The organism is Paenibacillus sp. J22FR83, from assembly GCF_059691955.1.
Window position 1 is genome coordinate 1 of the sequence record NZ_JCAUAM010000001.1, and the last position, 17,226, is coordinate 17,226.

Below are 17,226 nucleotides of genomic sequence, written 5' to 3' on the forward strand. Positions count from 1 at the left end.
AAAGAGATCACCACTTTCAAGAGTATACCTATATTATATCAAATTAACGCGGTAATGTGGTGAAATAGATGAAGAAACTTAGGCTGCCGAGACTTTCTCGACAGCCTGAAAAACTACAGCTAATTTCGGGATTTCCCATCTAAAATTCATTTTAAATGGGAAATATGTAGTTAATTCTGTCCAAGCTGTCTATATCGGGTATGTAGGCCGAAAATAACTGTAGGTTTTCCATCAATTGGTTCTCTAATCGAAAAATCTACCGATTTAACTACAGAAAATCCATCTAATTGCCCGCCAGGAGCATAAACGGTTAACGAATTTACTCTTAACCAGCAAATGCTATCATTACCTCAAATCTCCATCCCATTCCCCCTCCACCTCCACACCTACCTAAACCACGAAACTTAACTACGCGTTCTACGCCCACCAGGTCTCCACCAATTCCACTCCCCGAGAATGACCATTAACGCTGGAACAAGAATCAATCTGATCACCGTCGCATCGATAAAAATAGCCGCTGCAATGCCTAGTCCTAGTTGTTTTACGCCGACAACATCAGCGAAAGCGAACGGCAGCGTGACCGCAATCATGATTGCGGCTGCGGAGTTGATAATCTTACTTATGGAACCTAAGCCGACTAGCACAGAACGCTCATTATCATGTGTCCGCTGATACTCCTCATAAATGCGCGATACTAAGAAAACGCCATAATCCATGGAGATTCCGAACGCGAGTCCAAAGATAAACACAGGAATCATGATAGCGATTTTACTCGGCTCTAAGCCGAAATGCCCCGCTTCAAACAGCCAAGCTAGAATACCGAACGACGCACCTAAGCTCAGGAGGTTCATGAGAATTGTTTTGAGGGGGATGAGAACGGAGCGGAACGCAATAAATAAGACCACATAGTTCGAAATTAGTATAAACAGCAGGACATAAATTAAATTGTCAAAAATATCATCGAAAATCTCCTGCTGGTACTTCGCCTCACCGCCAAGAAGGAATGGGAGAGTTCCCGATTCTCCTTCTATTTCCCAGCGTCTTACCCAATCCATCACAGGTTGTGAGGAGAGTTCCCCTTGCAATTGAACCTGAATGAGCATCTCGTTCTTATGGACAAAAGCTTGAAAGATGCGCTCGTACTTCGCTTTTGCGTTGGGATTTTGCAACAACGCATAGATCTGTTCATCCGACATTCGCAGCTTCGCATAAATCGAATCTATGCTTTCAACGAGCGGATCCCTCTCTAATTTTTGTACGAGTAGAGAAGCGTTTTTCCAATCACTTGGGGTCAATTGCGTTGCTTTTCCTGTGACAACGAAATAAACGACTGAACTTTTTTTCGTGCCAAAATGTGTTTGATACGCCTCGAATGCTGCGCGGGATTCATACCCTCGGGGCAAAGATGTTGCATCAGGGATCGCTAATGTCATCTTCGTTAAGGGTAAGAAACAACAAATAAGGATACAAGCAGCAAGCAGACTCATTTGAACAGGTTTTCTCATCACGAAATGAGCCATGACAAACCACTTGTTCGCACCTTTCGTCGTAGAAAGCGGTCTCCGTTCAGCTCGAATAGCTGGCCACCACAGCGTTAGTAGCGCTGGCACCAGCGTTAGCGTCAACATGACAGAAACGGTTAACACAGTCATTGCTCCCAAGGCAATGGTCGAAAAGATCGGAAGCGGTATGAACAATATGCCCATCAGACCTAGAAAAACACTAAGTGCCGAGAATAGGACAGCTCTTCCAGCTGTTGTCATCGTTATCAGAATGGCTTGTCCAACAGGACGCACATGAATTTCCTCACGAAATCGACTGACCATCATCAAGGCAAAATCGATACTAAGAGCCAGTCCTACCATCGGGATAACACTCAGTACAAAGTTGGATAAATCAATGCGTGTTCCGATTCCATACATGATGCCCATCGTGCTCGTAACGCCGAAAACACCAACGATGATAGGGATTAGCGAGGAAGTCATGCCGCCAAATGCCAGCCACAGAATCAAAAAAGCCGCTGGGATGCCTAGACTTTCCGCTTTTCTCAAATCACGTTGGCTCGCTCGGTTTACATCTTCTTGAACAACTGACTTTCCTGTCAATGATACTTTCATCTCTCGATGCCCAGGTAATCGTGTCTGAATTTCCTGCAAAACGGGTCCCATGTCATGCGGACTTTGCTCGAATCCAAGCAGTGCATAAGCGTAATTTCCTTGGACCATCCCTTCTACTTCTAGCGGAGATATGACCTCTCTTAACCCTTGCATGCCATGCAAGGTTAATAAATCCTGCTGCAAGTACCGCTCGAATTGGCGGGGTTCCAGCTTGCCCTTTTTCTCAAATACGAGAATAACAGGATTCGCTGGCATATGAAAATGAGCAGCAAGTGTTTGTTCAACCTTGGCAAAAGCACCATCCGAAATTAACCCATGGTCCTTTAATACAGCAGGCAACTTGGGAGCGTGCCATCCAAAATAGAAAAAGAATAAGACCCAGAATACCACGATGGTTTTGGGATATCGAAGGGATATCAACGCAAGTTTATGCAAGATGGTCCCCTCCCCTTTAATACTCGGTTTCTTTCAGTCTAGTTGCTTGCACGAATCGTTGGGCCAATCCAGGCGTGTATTTAGCTGCAGTAAGCATAACGCTGGGTAGATACGGTACCGTTAACAACCCCTGCAACCGCTGTCCCCACTTCAAAGGCCCCTTGAATTCTCGCTGTATGGCCGCAGTATAGTCACGCTCCCATTCATCCAGGCTGATCTGCCCTTTGAGATATCGTGATGCCAGTGGCGCACATAACATAGCAGATCGGAGCGCCATCGACATGCCATCACCGCACAATGGCGGCAACATCATCGCAGCGTCACCTAGTCGTGGGTACACATCCCACGGAACAGGCTTGCGTGTTAACTTAACCGGAGCAACCGCCGCTTGTGTGCCGATAACAGGTTGTGCTCCGGATAAACGCTCCGATAGTTTACGATGTCTAGCACATGCGGCCTCGATCAATCCCAGAATGGATTTGTCCCCCTGCTGAAAAGCCTCTCGCTCCAGAAGTGCAGCCACATTCACCAACCCACCTTCAATCGGTGATAGACCGAGGTACCCGCCTTCAAAGAAATAGAGCTCGACAACTCCATTCATGGTTACCCCGCTATAATGGGATTTCACACCTAGATGCCCGCCTTTGTTGGGCGTACCATCCCGCACTGTATGACTTTGCAGACCTGAAACAGGCGCCGTTGCGCCACAGGCTGCAATAACAGCTCGCACCTGATATTCATGAACCACACCTCGTTGCTTCGTCGTAAGGCAATATCCCTGCTCAAGAGGGTTCACAGCCATCACCGTTGTTTCAGTCTGCAACTGAACGCCTGCGCGCAATGCAGCATGGTGAAGCGTTGCGTCCAGCTGATAGCGACTAACTCCCCAAGCTGTTCCAGGTAGTGCAATCTCTAGTGACTTACCTTGACTTAGCATCAAGCTTGTCCGATGAATTCTACTTGGCTTTAACACAGACACGGCTTCACGCAGTCCCAATTTCTTGAACATTGTGAGAGTTTCAGGGGATAGGAATTCCCCGCACACCTTATGCCTAGGAAATGCTTTACGATCGAACAGCACCGTATCCCAGCCATGATCTGCCAAAGATTTGGCCATCACACTGCCTGCGATACCTGCACCAATAACGGCAACATCATAACTGTGAGTCATCATGTCTGCTCCCTTTTTGCAATCACAACAGCATAGCGGAACAAAGGTCTCCATGAAACCAACATATCAGCAATTCCTAGAGACTTGCGAAGAGCTTTCCAATCCCCCGCACGAAAGCCTTTCGCTACCGACAAGGGCCCATCATTCCGAATATAGCGATTCTTCGAGACGATGTGAGCCATGACCCACACAGCCCCCCAGGCAAGCCAATGCCGATGGATATCATTAATGACAACCCCTAGTCGAGACGCCTTCAGCATGCAGCCCACAACTTGAGGAAGCTCATTATTGGTAAAATGGTGCACAAATTGGGTGCCTGTCGTGATATCAACGCCATTTTCGGGAAGCTGAAATAAACTGCTCCGCATCACATTGACACGCGGCTCACTACGAAACAACTCCCTTGCCTCCGCACATGCTTCCTCGGTAATATCGACCAATGTAATGGTAAGTGCTACCCCATGTTTATCCGCCCAACGCAAGAGATGGCGATTCACATCGCCAGAACCAGATCCAACATCCAGAATGGTTAATGTTAACGGTTTGCCAGCCTGCAGCCATAATTGGTTTAAACCGAACAGGGTAGGACCAGCAGCACCAAAAATACGATTAAGCATACGCAAATGTTGCAACGCTTGCCGAAGTTCAGGACCTCCCGACGAGAAGTCATCCATGAGTTCATGCTGCACGGCTCGTTGTTTGATCCCTTTAAACATAAGTTTCATCTAATTGCATTTGCTGAATGGTGGCGACGCCACAATAGGTGAATTGAATCATTTCACACGTAAGTCCAGGTCCAAATGCGAGAGATAGCCCACTAGTCGGTCCCGCTCCGCGGCGGGCCAGTTCCTGCCTCATTTCATCAAATACGAAGAGGATGGTAGCCGAGGACATATTGCCATAATTGCGCAGTACCGTGCGGCTCGGCCGTGTTTCTTCCGAGGTTAATTCGTATACCTCCTCTAAAGCATCAATAATCCCTTTTCCCCCAGGATGAATCGCCCAAAGGTCCGGTTTCGGTCCGCCATCAAGCAGATGCGCTACTTGTTCAGGGATCCAGGTTCCAATTAACTTAGGGATATTAGGAGACAGATAGAGATCAAAGCCGTGATTCCCTACCTCCCATTTCATTTCATCCGCACAATCTTGTAGAAGAATTGAATGATCATTTCCTAATTGAAAAATGGGATGTTGGCGGTCACTTGCGACACCAATCACACAGGACGAAGCGCCATCTCCGAAAAAGGAGGCTCCAAATAAAGCCTCACGGTCACTGGAAGGTTGAATGTGAAGTGTACACAATTCCACGCAGACGACTAGGACTTTGGCGTTCGGATGACTGGCGGCAATGTGACGAGACAGACACACAGCTTTCAATCCAGCAGCACAGCCAAGGAAATTGAAAGGGATCCGATTGACATGAGGAGCTAGTCCCAATTGCTGCGTCAATGCGGCATCTAGTCCTGGCAAGAACTGCCCCGTACAGCTTACAGTGATCAGATGTGTGATGTCAGACACGTCAATTTTGGCATCACGTAGCGCTTCCCCTGCTGCTTGCAAGGCTAAAGGCACCGACTCGCGCTTGTACGTAGCCATGCGATCGGACGTCGTGGGTGCTTGATGATTGGTTTGTGAAAAGTACCGACAATGCTCCGCTGTTTCCAACAAGTTCGGTTCGCAGGTATATCTCGTTTCGACGCCGCACTGCTTGAAAATTTTCTTAGCCCAACGGGCAGAGTTAGGGGTATCTCGTAACGCATCCGTTAATCGTTGCGAGGTATCTGCTTGTTCAAGACGGAATTCAGGCACTGCGGTGCCTATTCCCAGAATTGCGATAACGTGATTTTCTTTCATGGTCTATGCTCATCCCCTTGGCTCAATCAATTTCTTGGTTGGACATGCAGGTTGCTTTCCATATATCTATTCAAGAAATGTGGCTTATATGAGAGGAATTTCCATAAAGAGGCTAGCTCGACTAGGTGCGTTATGCAAAAAAAAGACTACCTCGCAATCGTTTCCTTGAACGCTTGCAAGATACCCTTTTTACATTCAACTTTCTGCCGCAGACCGCGCGTGTCATTCATGCTGCCTGACGTTTCATGTCGTGCTCGCGGAAACCCCAATGCCCAAGCCTTGAAAAAAGGCGCGATTACTCAGGATTCTGCTGTCTTCAGGAATAAAGATGGCAGCAATCTCGTTGTGGTGATGAGCTCGTTCATTTTGTCCCAGCTTATTATAGCAGACGCTAAGCTGGATATGGGGCAGCCAAGTCCAGCAGGCATGCTGCAGCAAGGCTTGTGGATGCTGTGGTTTCTCCAGTGAAGCGGCCATTTGGTACCAATACGCAGCGCTGGCATAATCGCTTTCTTCCATATGATAATAACCCAGCCTGCAGCAGTTCTCCGCTCTTGGCAACTGGTAAGCGAATGCTAACAGCGCCTTCGCCTTCGCTTCCATCAGGTTGCCCAGCTTATGCAAGCAGTCGGCAGCGCGACCGCAGGCATTGATAATGTCTTCGATCCAGCCGTCCTTCTGTTCCAGGAACTGTTCGTACTTACGTAAGGAGCGCGCCCATTGCTGATGGTCGAATAGTTCATTAGCATAGTAATACAAATCGCGGGAAGAGAACTTCTTTCCTTCTTTTTCCTTTTTTTCATAGAGATGCAGATTACGGGAAGTTTGAGTATGCTTGCGATCATGCGTTACGCATACATCGGCGTATTCGATCGCTCCAAACACTTCAAGATACTCGTGTACGACACCGATCCAGCGAAAACCTCTTTCTCGCTTAACCAGTCTGTTTCTGCGCAAACTGACCGTGACATGGCCGAATTCGTCGAAGGCGAGGTTGTATACCATCGAAACAGCATCTGTTTGCCATGGCAATGATTGCTTCAGGACAAGGAATTTGTCAGCGTCCCCGGGCAATAAGATATCATCGGCGTCAAGCCATAAAATATAGTCCTTCTTAGCCTTCTGAAAGGCAAAATTCCGCGCTGCGGAAAAATCATCAATCCAATCAAAATCGTAAACCCGATCCGTAAATTGACGAGCGATCTCTTTGGTTCGATCCGTGGAACCCGTATCGATAATAATGATCTCGTCAACGCATCCCTGCACACTGGACAAACAACGTTCTAACGTTTCTTCCTCATTTTTGACAATCATGCACAAGCTGACCGAAACAGCCCACTTCCAACTGTGCAACGATAATGAGATATCCAGTCCCCATTTTTCAAACGATTTTAGGCTATTCGTGCTAATTTGTTCATCATACAATGAAGGATTGTCAGCATATTTTCCATATTTTCGCTCGTAGCGTACAAAGCAGTCCTCGGCAACATAAAGCTCGTAACCTTCTTGCAAAGCACGGTAGCATAAATCGTCATCCTCGTAACTTTCTTCTTCGAACCTTTCATCAAACCCGCCCAACTGGTCGAAGGCGCTTTTACGGAGCATCACAAGATGGCTTAGCAAGCGAGTTACACGTTTGCTCCGGCTTTCGCGCATAATGCCAATGCTCTCGGAGTAGGACTGCATCACGCGTGGGTTTTCGCTGATAATTGGCGTGTTTTGCACACCGCTAATACCGCTGCTAACAGGGCCGACCATAGCCGCAAGCTTGTGCAGCTCCATGCAGTCGCTCAACCGACCGAGCCATCCATCCGTAACGTACATATACTCGCGCATGCATACAAGATGAGGTGATGAAGCAGCAGCAACGCCTATATTATAAGCTGCCGCAACGCTAATTCCAGGCTTGCAGAACACGACAGTAACGTTTCTATTCTGCGCTAGCCATTGAGACATTCGCAGAGAGTCTTCCTCCACCACAACGATTAAATGGTAAGGGTGCTCTGTAGTAGAGAGACGAAGGTTGAGGATGCATTCTTGCATAGCTTCAAAATGCTGAGCCAGCAGGACGATGTCCGTTATCATACCAAATCACGCTCCGAGTTGTCATTCGACATAGTCTTGTTCCTACATGTAAGAAAAGCTGCAGTCGCAGCAAGTGCAAACCGCAGCTTCTTTTCTGATTAATCCCTGGACGCTTTTAAACTCAATCCATCCATTCCTTGCGGATAAAGCTGCAGTTTCTTCTCCTGATTTCCTAATTGACCGAATATGTTGGAGCCCCATGTGTAATACATGCCGTTGATTCCGAGTGCTCCGCTTGCATAGAAGCCTGCGGAGATTTGACTTGCGGCAATACCGGGAACCTGTACAGGACTATTTTGATGGCTAGGCTTTCCATTGCCAAGCTGCCCATAGCTGTTCGAGCCCCACGCCCACACCGTACCGTCTTCCTTCAGCGCCATGCTGTACCATTCTCCAGCAGAAATCGAGGCCACTTGAGCGAGTCCAGCAACCTGAACGGGAGTAGCTTGTCCTTGATTCGTCTTATCGCCAAGCTCGCCATATTCGTTATGCCCCCAAGCCCACACCGTGCCATCGTTCAACAAAGCGAGCGAATGATCATACCCAGCACTAACCGCTTTAACTCCGTGAATACCGTCTATCTGGAAAGGTCGGTTGCGAGAGCTTGTCGTGCCGTCGCCCAGTTGTCCTTGGGCGTTAGCGCCCCAGGCCCACACAGCGCCGTCTTTTGTTACCGCCATATTATGCCATCCCGCTGCTGATATGGACATCACATCATTCAGACCTTGAACCTGAATGGGAACGGTTTGCTGAGTAGTCGCACCCACCCCTAGCTCGCCAAATTCATTGGACCCCCAAGCCCATACTGTTCCGTCCTTTTTCAACGCTAAGATGTACGATTCTCCCGCAGAAATTGCTGCTATATCGCTAAGAGTAGGAACTTGTTCCGCCGTCTCACGGGATACAATTGTACCGTCGCCCAACTGCCCGAAACGATTGTCACCCCATGTCCATACGGTACCATCATTTTTCAAGACCACATTATGAGTTCCTATAAAAGCATCGACCACATCATGATTCATACCAGCAATCAGCTTCGGTGTCTGATACGAGTTTCCACCCTGAGACTGGACTGAGCCCCAGACCCAAAGCGCTCCACGATCGTCAATAGCCATGCCCTGCCCGAAGCCCATGCGAATACGGGGCTCTTCCGTTCCATAAACTTTATAGGTTACTGCCGTTACACTAGAAATTATTGGCGGCAATGTGCCATATACCGCCGTTTGAACATTATTCAAATACAGGCCTCCTGAATCAACCAGGAGACTCAAAGGTGCATCGGATGCCAATTGTTCGGTTACATTCGTTGCCTGAATGGCATTGCCATAAGTAAAGGCCGAGGTCATGAGTAAACAACTAGCTATCGTGCGGGTCCATATCTTGGCTCGCTTTTTGTGCATTGCATCTTCTCCCATCTGTCCTGAGCTTCCTGTGCTTCCTGCCCTTCGGAACCTTGTACTAGTTATTCTTTAAACAGGTATAATAGAAGCGATTTTTTCAATTACGATAGAGAGCCCTACTGCAGGCGAAGACGCTAATATTATTGGACTAGATGAATCATTCACTAGGTTTATAATACTACCCGCGCTCAATTGCAAAATGATTTTATTCGAAATCTGGGTATTATTGGATAGAATCTGGATGCCTGTGCTAGGATCTATTGATCCATTTATCTTAAGCGCTATCCGAGCTCCGATTCCAGTAGTTGCCGATACTTGATAGCTAATCTCATAAATTCCGGCTTGAGCTATGTCAATTTGTCCCATGAATGACGCAAACTGCATATCATCAATGCCAGACGTTACATATCCACGTGTATTCAACGGTAACACTGAATTACCTGGATAAAGCGCTCCCGATGGCAACACACTATACAAATAGCCAAAAGTGGTCAAGCCGCCTGCACCAGCCGCTCCAGTGGCTCCGGTTACGCCTTGGGCTCCTGTAGCTCCTGTAGCTCCTGTGGCTCCGGTTGCACCTGTTATACCCTGCTCTCCAAATGCACCAGTTGCCCCTGTTACACCTTGAGCTCCGGTTGCTCCCGTTACGCCTTGAGCTCCGGTTGCTCCTGTTACACCTTGAGCTCCGGTTGCTCCCGTTACACCTTGAGCTCCGGTTGCTCCCGTTACGCCTTGAGCTCCGGTTGCTCCCGTTACACCTTGAGCTCCGGTTGCTCCCGTTACACCTTGAGCTCCGGTTGCTCCTGTTATTCCTTGGGCTCCGGTTGCTCCTGTTACGCCTTGAGCTCCGGTTGCCCCTGTTACGCCTTGGGCTCCGGTTGCTCCCGTTACGCCTTGGGCTCCTGTTGCTCCCGTTACGCCTGGGGCTCCAGTTGCTCCTGTTACGCCTTGAGCTCCTGTTGCTCCTGTTGCTCCTGTTACGCCTTGAGCTCCTGTTGCTCCTGTTGCTCCTGTTACGCCTTGAGCTCCGGTTGCTCCTGTTACGCCTTGGGCTCCGGTTGCTCCTGTTATGCCTTGGGCTCCAGTTGCTCCCGTTACGCCTTGCGCTCCTGTTGCTCCTGTTACGCCTTGCGCTCCTGTTGCTCCTGTTACGCCTTGAGCTCCGGTTGCTCCCGTATCACCGGTCGCCCCACGCGATCCTGTTGATCCCGTCTCACCTTGTTCGCCTTTTTCGCCTTTTACACCTGCAGGGCCAACTGGGCCTACAGCTCCAGCAGGGCCAACAGGTCCAGCTGGTCCAATTTCACCCCGTACTGCAGACGGTTCTTTCGGCTGCTCTTTTACTCCAGAAGAAACCTCAATCAAATAAGCTTGATCCTCTTTATTCACGATTGATACAAGCAGTCCTACTTTCAAAGCATCAAAGCTCAGTTGTTCCGAAGAATTTTTGTCGAAATATTGTGTTTCCGAAGTAAGACTCAGCTTTTTTGTCGCTGAACCGAGCGTTACCGATACCGAATCGTTCGTAATCGCCGAAATTATGCCGTTAGTTACACTGTTGGACACGCCTTCCAAAGAGCTTTCCCTTCCATTCGTTAAATAGGGTAACGCATTGCTTAGCATTGCCGCCATCTGCGCTCGCGTTACGAGATCCAACGGTTTAAACTTATTATCGGCAAAGCCTTCTACGATGTTCAGACTGACTCCCGCGTTGATGTACCCCTTGTAAGATGGTGTAAAATCTTCCACATCGCTAAACAAAGTTGTGCTTTCAGTCAATCGACCTGCATCAGACTCTCGGTTAATTGCCCGAATGATCAGCTTGATCGTCCATTCACGGCTTGATGTCTGCTGCCCCCATCCTGCCTTGTTCGTTTCCTCTTGTGCCACGAGAAGACCTTTTTTCAACGCTACCGAAATGTAAGGTTTAGCGAAGTCGTCAACCGAAAGTGCAGGATTGACTGCGCCCTCTTTCTTGACTTCCTCCTCTAAACCCATTAGTCGGATCGCCATAAGAACAGCTTCCTGGTGCGTGACATTACTTTGCGGATTAAACATCCCTGCGTTATCGCCAGCAATAATGTCAAGCAGCGCAAGTTTGGTCATATACTTTTGTGCCCATGGCGCCGTATCTGCATCCTTAAAAGTTGGCGCAGCCGCCGATGCGATTTGAGTTGCAGGTGCCAACGATACCAGCAGAGCCATCGCCAATGAAGTTTTTTTAATTTTGTGTTTCATCTGTTACCTCCTGATTTTTTTCAAAGTTTTCATTTGGTCTGCAAATTATCTTTCATCAAATTTCGACTACATTAGCCAAAATCACCCATAAACCATAGTACTATGTGCTTCTCACAAATTTCTCACAAAAAATCCCTTATGAGATAGGTCACCGCGTTTAAGGCTAATTTTATTCAAAGGTTTGAGGGTTGCTACAGCGACAAAGCTTATTATACGATTACGCATAAACCAAAAAGACGACCTTCCATTCAAAAATCGAATGGAACATCGTCTCAGGCAGTTTCAACTACTCAATTAATCTAACTGAATTTCCTTACAATTAATTATTAATATAACGTTCAAAAACAGCTCCGAAATCCTTCACCTTTAACTCCGTATGCTTACCTTTCAACCAGTTGTACGTGGATTCCGTAATCGCATCAAATTGAGTAACTGGAGAAGTCGTTTGTGTTGAGATACGGCCAGTGGCTTCCTTCGCAACAGCTACGCTTTGCTTAGCGTATTCGAACATTTCCTCATTATGGGCAACTGTCTCGGAGATTTTAATCAAAGCTTTATACAAGTCTTTGATCTGTTCAATTTGCTTTTTATCCACATCAATGGAGAAGTTCGTGTGACCGATAATGAATTTGATCTCAACATCTAGATCGATCGTTCCTGCCGTTTCCAAATATACTTGGGAAATAGCATGTGTATGATAGCTGTAACGTTTCAGCATTCGCTTAGAGCTAATCGCACTATCGCCATCTAAATGGATAAGGGCAAGATTCGTAAAGCAATATTCATCTTTCTTGGATTTAATAATGAAGTAAATCTTCTCGCCATCCTCATGCATCACATAATCATCAGAATCGACTTTATCAAAATCTGCGGGACTAATTACTTTACCAATATCGCTTAAACCTAATGCATCTGCTGCAAACTTCTTGAACACGGAAATCATCCTCTCATTTTGTGGATTAACCCCTATTATACGTTATTGGTAGAATTTAGATAAGTAGGAGATTATTCACCATCATAGCGCTTTTCTCTCTGGCGAAACTGTCCTGGCGGTTGTTTCTTCTCCATTTGAAAGGTGCGTGAGAAATAATGAACGGATGAAAATCCCGTTCTTTCTGCAATTTCTTTGATAGGTAAGTCGCTGTTCAGTAAGAAATAGGATGCTTGGCGAATACGCTCGCTTCTTATAAAATTCGTAAAGCTCTCATGAATTCCTTCTGAGAAGAGCCGTGAAAGATGACGTTCCGACACACTCAGATAATGGGCAACGTCTTTCAATTGCAGCGATTGAGAGAGATTATCGCGGATGTAGAGTTTGGCGCGGCGCATCAATACATTCGTGCTCTTGTGACGAACAACGGGAGACTTCGTTACTGTTCCGAAGACAGCTGAGAAGGACACCAGCAAGGCATAAGCCACAGAATGAATGGCAGCATAAGGTAAGCTTCCGTGACCATCGCGAATGAGAAGCGACAACCACAGTTGCACCGTCGGCTGATCATTAGCCTCATAGAGGAGGAAATCACCTTGCATAGCAAGATTGTGGTAAGCCTCGCGAATCCCTTCTTCGCTTGAACTCTCATCGATTTCAAATGCAATAAATACAATGTTCAGTCCCCGGTCCGTCCGAATTTGGTGCTTAATACCAGGCCTGGAACAAAAGAGCGTGCCCCCTCGGAGTGGATAAATCGTACCCTCTTCAGCGTATTCTCCTTCCCCGTCCAATATGTAGCATATCTCGAAAAAGGAATGCTTATGGGGTTGATTATCATATAAACAAGGTTCAACTCCCCAGTAATGCACTTTAAACACGGCCTCCGCACCATGGACGACCGTTAAAGCTTCATTCAACATCGCGTATGTTTCCTTATAGAGATACATGAGCTTCACCTTTTTAAGATAAAATGGCCTTATTGTGCAAAAGTATGTCCTCTGTTGAAAAAGATTACGTCACTGCTTTCCCCTATAATTATAGATAGAAAGCGGGTAATTGAGCAATCTTTATACTGGAGGAATAGACGATGATTCAATCCAAAGATGTGGATTTTTACAAAGAGAATGGCTATTTACTTGTCAAAGGTGTCTTTAATGAAACAGAAGTTGGAGAGATGAGAGAAGCTGTTGAGCGTATTATTGGACGTGCCGCACAAGCAAAAGCGGATAGAAATGATGCTTGGCAAGGGGATTATTTACCGGCTGAAGAGCTGAAGAAACTCGTTCTCAAGGGTTTCCATGATGTGCATTATCATGATGCCTCTTTCATGCGAGCTGTCATTCATCCGAATATGGTAGCGGTTCTGAAACAAATCATCGGACCCAACGTGCAGCTCCACCATTCTAAAATGCTGGTTAAACCGCCTGAGAACGGTGCTGCCTTCCCAATGCATCAAGACTATCCGTATTTTCCGCATGAAAACCATACGATGTTAGCAGCAAGTATTCACTTGGATCGGGCGGATGAGGAGAATGGTTGTCTGCGCGTCATCCCCGGCTCCCATCTTGCAGGAAGCTTGCCGCATATCGGCTCGCATTATCTCAATCACAAAGAGTATCCGATCCATCTAGGGACTCCGTGCGAAGCTGAAGCTGGCGATGTCTTGTTCTTCAATTACTTAACGATCCATGGATCATCTTCCAACAAGAGCACCAGAACACGGAGAAATGTGTTGTTCCAATACCGAGAAGCAAGTGATTTCCCGACGACGCAAGAGCATTATGACTGGGGTATGGGGTTAATGGTTAGCGGCGAGAATCCTAACTTCACGAAAGTGAAGCCCAACTATACAATTATCAAGGATGCATAACCATTTGGGTAATGTTTAAAATAAGAACGGCAAAAGAGGCAGTCTCAAAAGTCTAAGCAGACTTATTGAAACGCCTCTATTTTGAGCCATAAATAATAAACGACTTCCCGAAATTTAACTGTATTTTTTACATCTGAGCTATCACTTATGCCTCAATAATGAGGACTTGCTTCGCTGACAGAGTTGTTTCCTTTTCAATGAAATCCCCTGAGATCAAATCCGTCCCTTTCAGATCCCCAAGCGCAATCGTAGTAGCATGATCATTATGGTTTAGAATAAAGACGAATGACGCATTATCTTCATGCGTTCTTGTAGAAACTTCTATCCCAGGAACAGGTGGAATCAGTGCGGTAATTCCTTTATCTTGGCACAAATTACCTAGCAGACCTTGTAGAAATGCCGGTTCAGGACTAGAAGCTACATACCACGCTTGACCTGCGCCATACTTGTTCACTGTCAATGCAGGCATTCCTTGATAGAAATCCTTCCCATACACAGCTTTCACTTCTGCGCCCTCTGCATGGATTAAATCACACAGAATACCGCATTGGTAGTTCCCATCGAGCCCGCCCCATTGCTCATTAAGTTGTATTTGGTTGCTCTGATCCGGGAATAACGCGTCAATTTCTTCTGCCCAGATGCCAAGAACATTACGAAGCTCACCTGGGTATCCACCGAGAGTAACACGATCATGCTCATTGACGATTCCGCTGAAGAACGTAGTCAGGAAGGTTCCTCCATCATGCACGAATTGTTCCACGCGCTTCGCATAACCCTCTTTGACCATGTAAAGGACAGGTGCAATGACGATATCATAACCTGCAAGATCCGTAGTCGTGCCGATGAGATCAACTTGAATATTTTGCTGAAACAGAGCGTCATAATATTTATGAACTTCATCTACATACTTAAGGTCGACTGTCGGACCGCTTGAGAGTTCAATTGCCCAACGATTTTCCCAGTCAAAAACGATACCAACACGCGCTTTCACTCTAGCATCGAGCACTTTATCAGATAAACGCACCAGTTCATTCCCTAGCTCTGCGCACTCGCGGAACACTCGGGTATTCTCATGGCCAACATGCTCAATCACTGCACCATGGTATTTCTCGCAAGCGCCTGCTGACCGGCGAAGCTGGAAGAAAAGAATCGTATCCGCGCCACGAGCAACGGCCTGATAACTCCAAAGCTTCATAACGCCAGGGCGCTTCAATGAGTTATACTTCTGCCAATTCTGCTGGCTAGGTGTTTGTTCCATCAGCATGAACGGTTGACCGTCCTTCAGCCCACGCATTAAGTCATGCGTCATGGACGTTAGACTAACCGGCGTATCCAATGAAGGATAATTGTCCCAGGAAATTACATCCAAATAAGGTGCCCATTTGAAATAGTCTAATGGCTTGTAAAGCCCCATTAAATTCGTAGTTATTGGCAGCTCAGGGCAATGACGTCTGATCGCGTTGTACTCTAATTTATAGCAATCAAGTAAGCTATCCGACATAAATCGGCGATAATCTAAGGAAATGGCTTGAAAGTACGAACGTTCCCCATGCTCTTCATCCGAAAGCACATTAGGCGGCACGATTTCTTCCCAATCGTAGAACGTATGGCCCCAGAAGCCTGTATACCATGCTTTGTTTAACTGATCTAGCGTCGTATATCGCACCTGCAGCCATGTGCGAAAGGCGTCCGCGCAATGATCGCAATAGCAATATCCGCCATATTCATTGGATACGTGCCAAATTAATACTGCTTCATGATCTTTATAACGCTCAGCTAATTTCTCCGCGATCCGCTCCGAATAGGTACGATAGGTTGGACTGTTCGGACAAGAATTGTGCCTCTTCCCGAATTTATGTTTCCGCCCTTCAAAATCCACACGACACACGTCCGGATATTTCTTCGCCATCCAAGCAGGATGAGCTCCCGTGCTCGTAGCTAAACACACATAAGTTCCATTCGCATGGAGACGAGTAATAATGTCATCCAGCCACGTAAAATCGTACGTATCCTCATTCGGTTGCGACAACGCCCACGAGAATACATTAATTGTCGCGACATCGATTCCCGCAAGGTTAAACATGCGTAAATCCTCGTCCATAACCTCTTTATCCCATTGTTCTGGATTGTAATCTCCACCGTACCATATTTTTGGCAGCTTAGCATGTATCACGATTAGCACCTCATCAGTATATTTCATATAAGAATAAGTACATTATATTAAATTCATATTCATGTTAAAATATAAGATAAATGAAGATCATATATAAGAAAATGGAACAGGAGGATGGAAGGTGCATACCCGATTTCTACTAACGCCTAGTACCGCACAGCCCTATCCTTTATTTATTGATAGCATTGGTCACCATGAAGATCAGGAGATGCTCGACCGCAAAGATGGCCTCCCTCACTATCATTGGCTGCAAACCTTTTCCGGAGAAGGCGAATACATCATGGGCAGTAAGAAAATCCTTTTATCCAAAGGCTCTGGTGTCCTCATGCTGCCTGGCGAACCGCACACTTATTACGCCGTTACGGATACCTGGTGCACACAATATGTCACATTCGGAGGCACGAGTGTGCATGCCATTCTAAGCACATTGGATATGCTGGAATCCGCCGTCTTCCGCTGGGATGAGGAAGGTCCTCTGCAACGTGCGCTCACAACGATATTAAACAAGCTTCAGACACAAGCCGATTATTCGGGCTATGATGCATCCGCGGATTTGTACCACTTTTTGATTCAAATTAAAAAACATGCCCAAATCAACAATCGCACTTCGATTACGAACCAAATGCTTCACTTACAGCCACTAACAGATTGGTTAGAAGATCACTATCCGAATCCCGATACGGGGATTGAACAGATGGCCGCGGTACTGGCGATTACGCCACGACATTTGAATACGTTGTTTCAGCACGCTTTCAGCCTTTCTCCCTATGCCTATCTCATTATGATAAGACTTCGCAAATCCAAAGAAATGCTCCTAACCGACAGGCATCGCGCCATTAAGGAGATTGCTGTACGTGTAGGTTTTCGGGATACGAGCCATTTTATTGCGAGCTTTCGCAAGCAAGTTGGCCTTACGCCAGAGCGATTTAGGGAGTTGAACTAAGCGGGG

12 protein-coding genes are annotated in these 17,226 nt (G+C 46.8%); 2 read left to right on the plus strand and 10 right to left on the minus strand.

The features are described 5' to 3' along the window. Positions 1–404 precede the first annotated feature (404 nt). From AC58PV_RS00005 to AC58PV_RS00045, 9 genes are all read right to left on the minus strand, one after another. Positions 405–2,552 carry an MMPL family transporter gene (locus tag AC58PV_RS00005; RefSeq protein WP_497430242.1) on the minus strand — a complete coding sequence of 716 codons (2,148 nt, stop codon included), beginning with the start codon at positions 2,550–2,552 and terminating at the stop codon, positions 405–407. A gap of 16 nt (positions 2,553–2,568) precedes the next feature. Continuing rightward, entirely contained in the window at positions 2,569–3,726 is a 1,158-nt protein-coding gene (locus AC58PV_RS00010) for an NAD(P)/FAD-dependent oxidoreductase (RefSeq protein ID WP_497430243.1), read from the minus strand. Further along, entirely contained in the window at positions 3,723–4,439 is a 717-nt protein-coding gene (locus AC58PV_RS00015; protein WP_497430244.1) for a methyltransferase domain-containing protein, read from the minus strand. The genes AC58PV_RS00010 and AC58PV_RS00015 overlap by 4 nt, the downstream gene beginning before the upstream one ends. Beyond that, complete coding sequence (locus AC58PV_RS00020) at positions 4,432–5,577, minus strand: type III polyketide synthase (RefSeq protein ID WP_497430245.1); 1,146 nt, start codon at positions 5,575–5,577, stop codon at positions 4,432–4,434. Before AC58PV_RS00020 ends, AC58PV_RS00015 begins: the two co-directional genes overlap by 8 nt. A 243-nt stretch (positions 5,578–5,820) precedes the next feature. Continuing rightward, positions 5,821–7,662, minus strand: coding sequence for a glycosyltransferase (locus AC58PV_RS00025; RefSeq protein WP_497430246.1), 1,842 nt, complete (start codon positions 7,660–7,662; stop codon positions 5,821–5,823). A gap of 98 nt (positions 7,663–7,760) precedes the next feature. Then, entirely contained in the window at positions 7,761–9,062 is a 1,302-nt protein-coding gene (locus AC58PV_RS00030) for an RCC1 domain-containing protein (RefSeq protein WP_497430247.1), read from the minus strand. Positions 9,063–9,131: 69 nt separating this feature from the next. Beyond that, positions 9,132–11,300: an S-layer homology domain-containing protein gene (locus tag AC58PV_RS00035; protein ID WP_497430248.1), complete on the minus strand. Its 2,169-nt coding sequence runs from the start codon at positions 11,298–11,300 to the stop codon at positions 9,132–9,134. A 319-nt stretch (positions 11,301–11,619) separates the two neighbouring features. Beyond that, positions 11,620–12,234, minus strand: a complete 615-nt coding sequence (locus AC58PV_RS00040; RefSeq protein ID WP_497430249.1) for a PH domain-containing protein — start codon at positions 12,232–12,234, stop codon at positions 11,620–11,622. A gap of 71 nt (positions 12,235–12,305) precedes the next feature. Next, positions 12,306–13,154 (minus strand): helix-turn-helix domain-containing protein, encoded by an 849-nt coding sequence (locus tag AC58PV_RS00045; protein WP_497430250.1) that lies wholly within the window; start codon positions 13,152–13,154, stop codon positions 12,306–12,308. 167 nt (positions 13,155–13,321) lie between these two features. Here AC58PV_RS00045 and AC58PV_RS00050 point away from each other — a divergent pair, with 167 nt between their 5' ends. Continuing rightward, positions 13,322–14,104 carry a phytanoyl-CoA dioxygenase family protein gene (locus tag AC58PV_RS00050; protein WP_497430251.1) on the plus strand — a complete coding sequence of 261 codons (783 nt, stop codon included), beginning with the start codon at positions 13,322–13,324 and terminating at the stop codon, positions 14,102–14,104. A 145-nt stretch (positions 14,105–14,249) separates the two neighbouring features. Here AC58PV_RS00050 and AC58PV_RS00055 read toward each other — a convergent pair whose 3' ends face one another. Beyond that, positions 14,250–16,277 (minus strand): beta-galactosidase, encoded by a 2,028-nt coding sequence (locus AC58PV_RS00055; RefSeq protein ID WP_497430252.1) that lies wholly within the window; start codon positions 16,275–16,277, stop codon positions 14,250–14,252. Positions 16,278–16,398: 121 nt separating this feature from the next. Here AC58PV_RS00055 and AC58PV_RS00060 point away from each other — a divergent pair, with 121 nt between their 5' ends. After that, positions 16,399–17,220, plus strand: a complete 822-nt coding sequence (locus tag AC58PV_RS00060) for a helix-turn-helix domain-containing protein (RefSeq protein WP_497430253.1) — start codon at positions 16,399–16,401, stop codon at positions 17,218–17,220. Positions 17,221–17,226 lie beyond the last annotated feature (6 nt).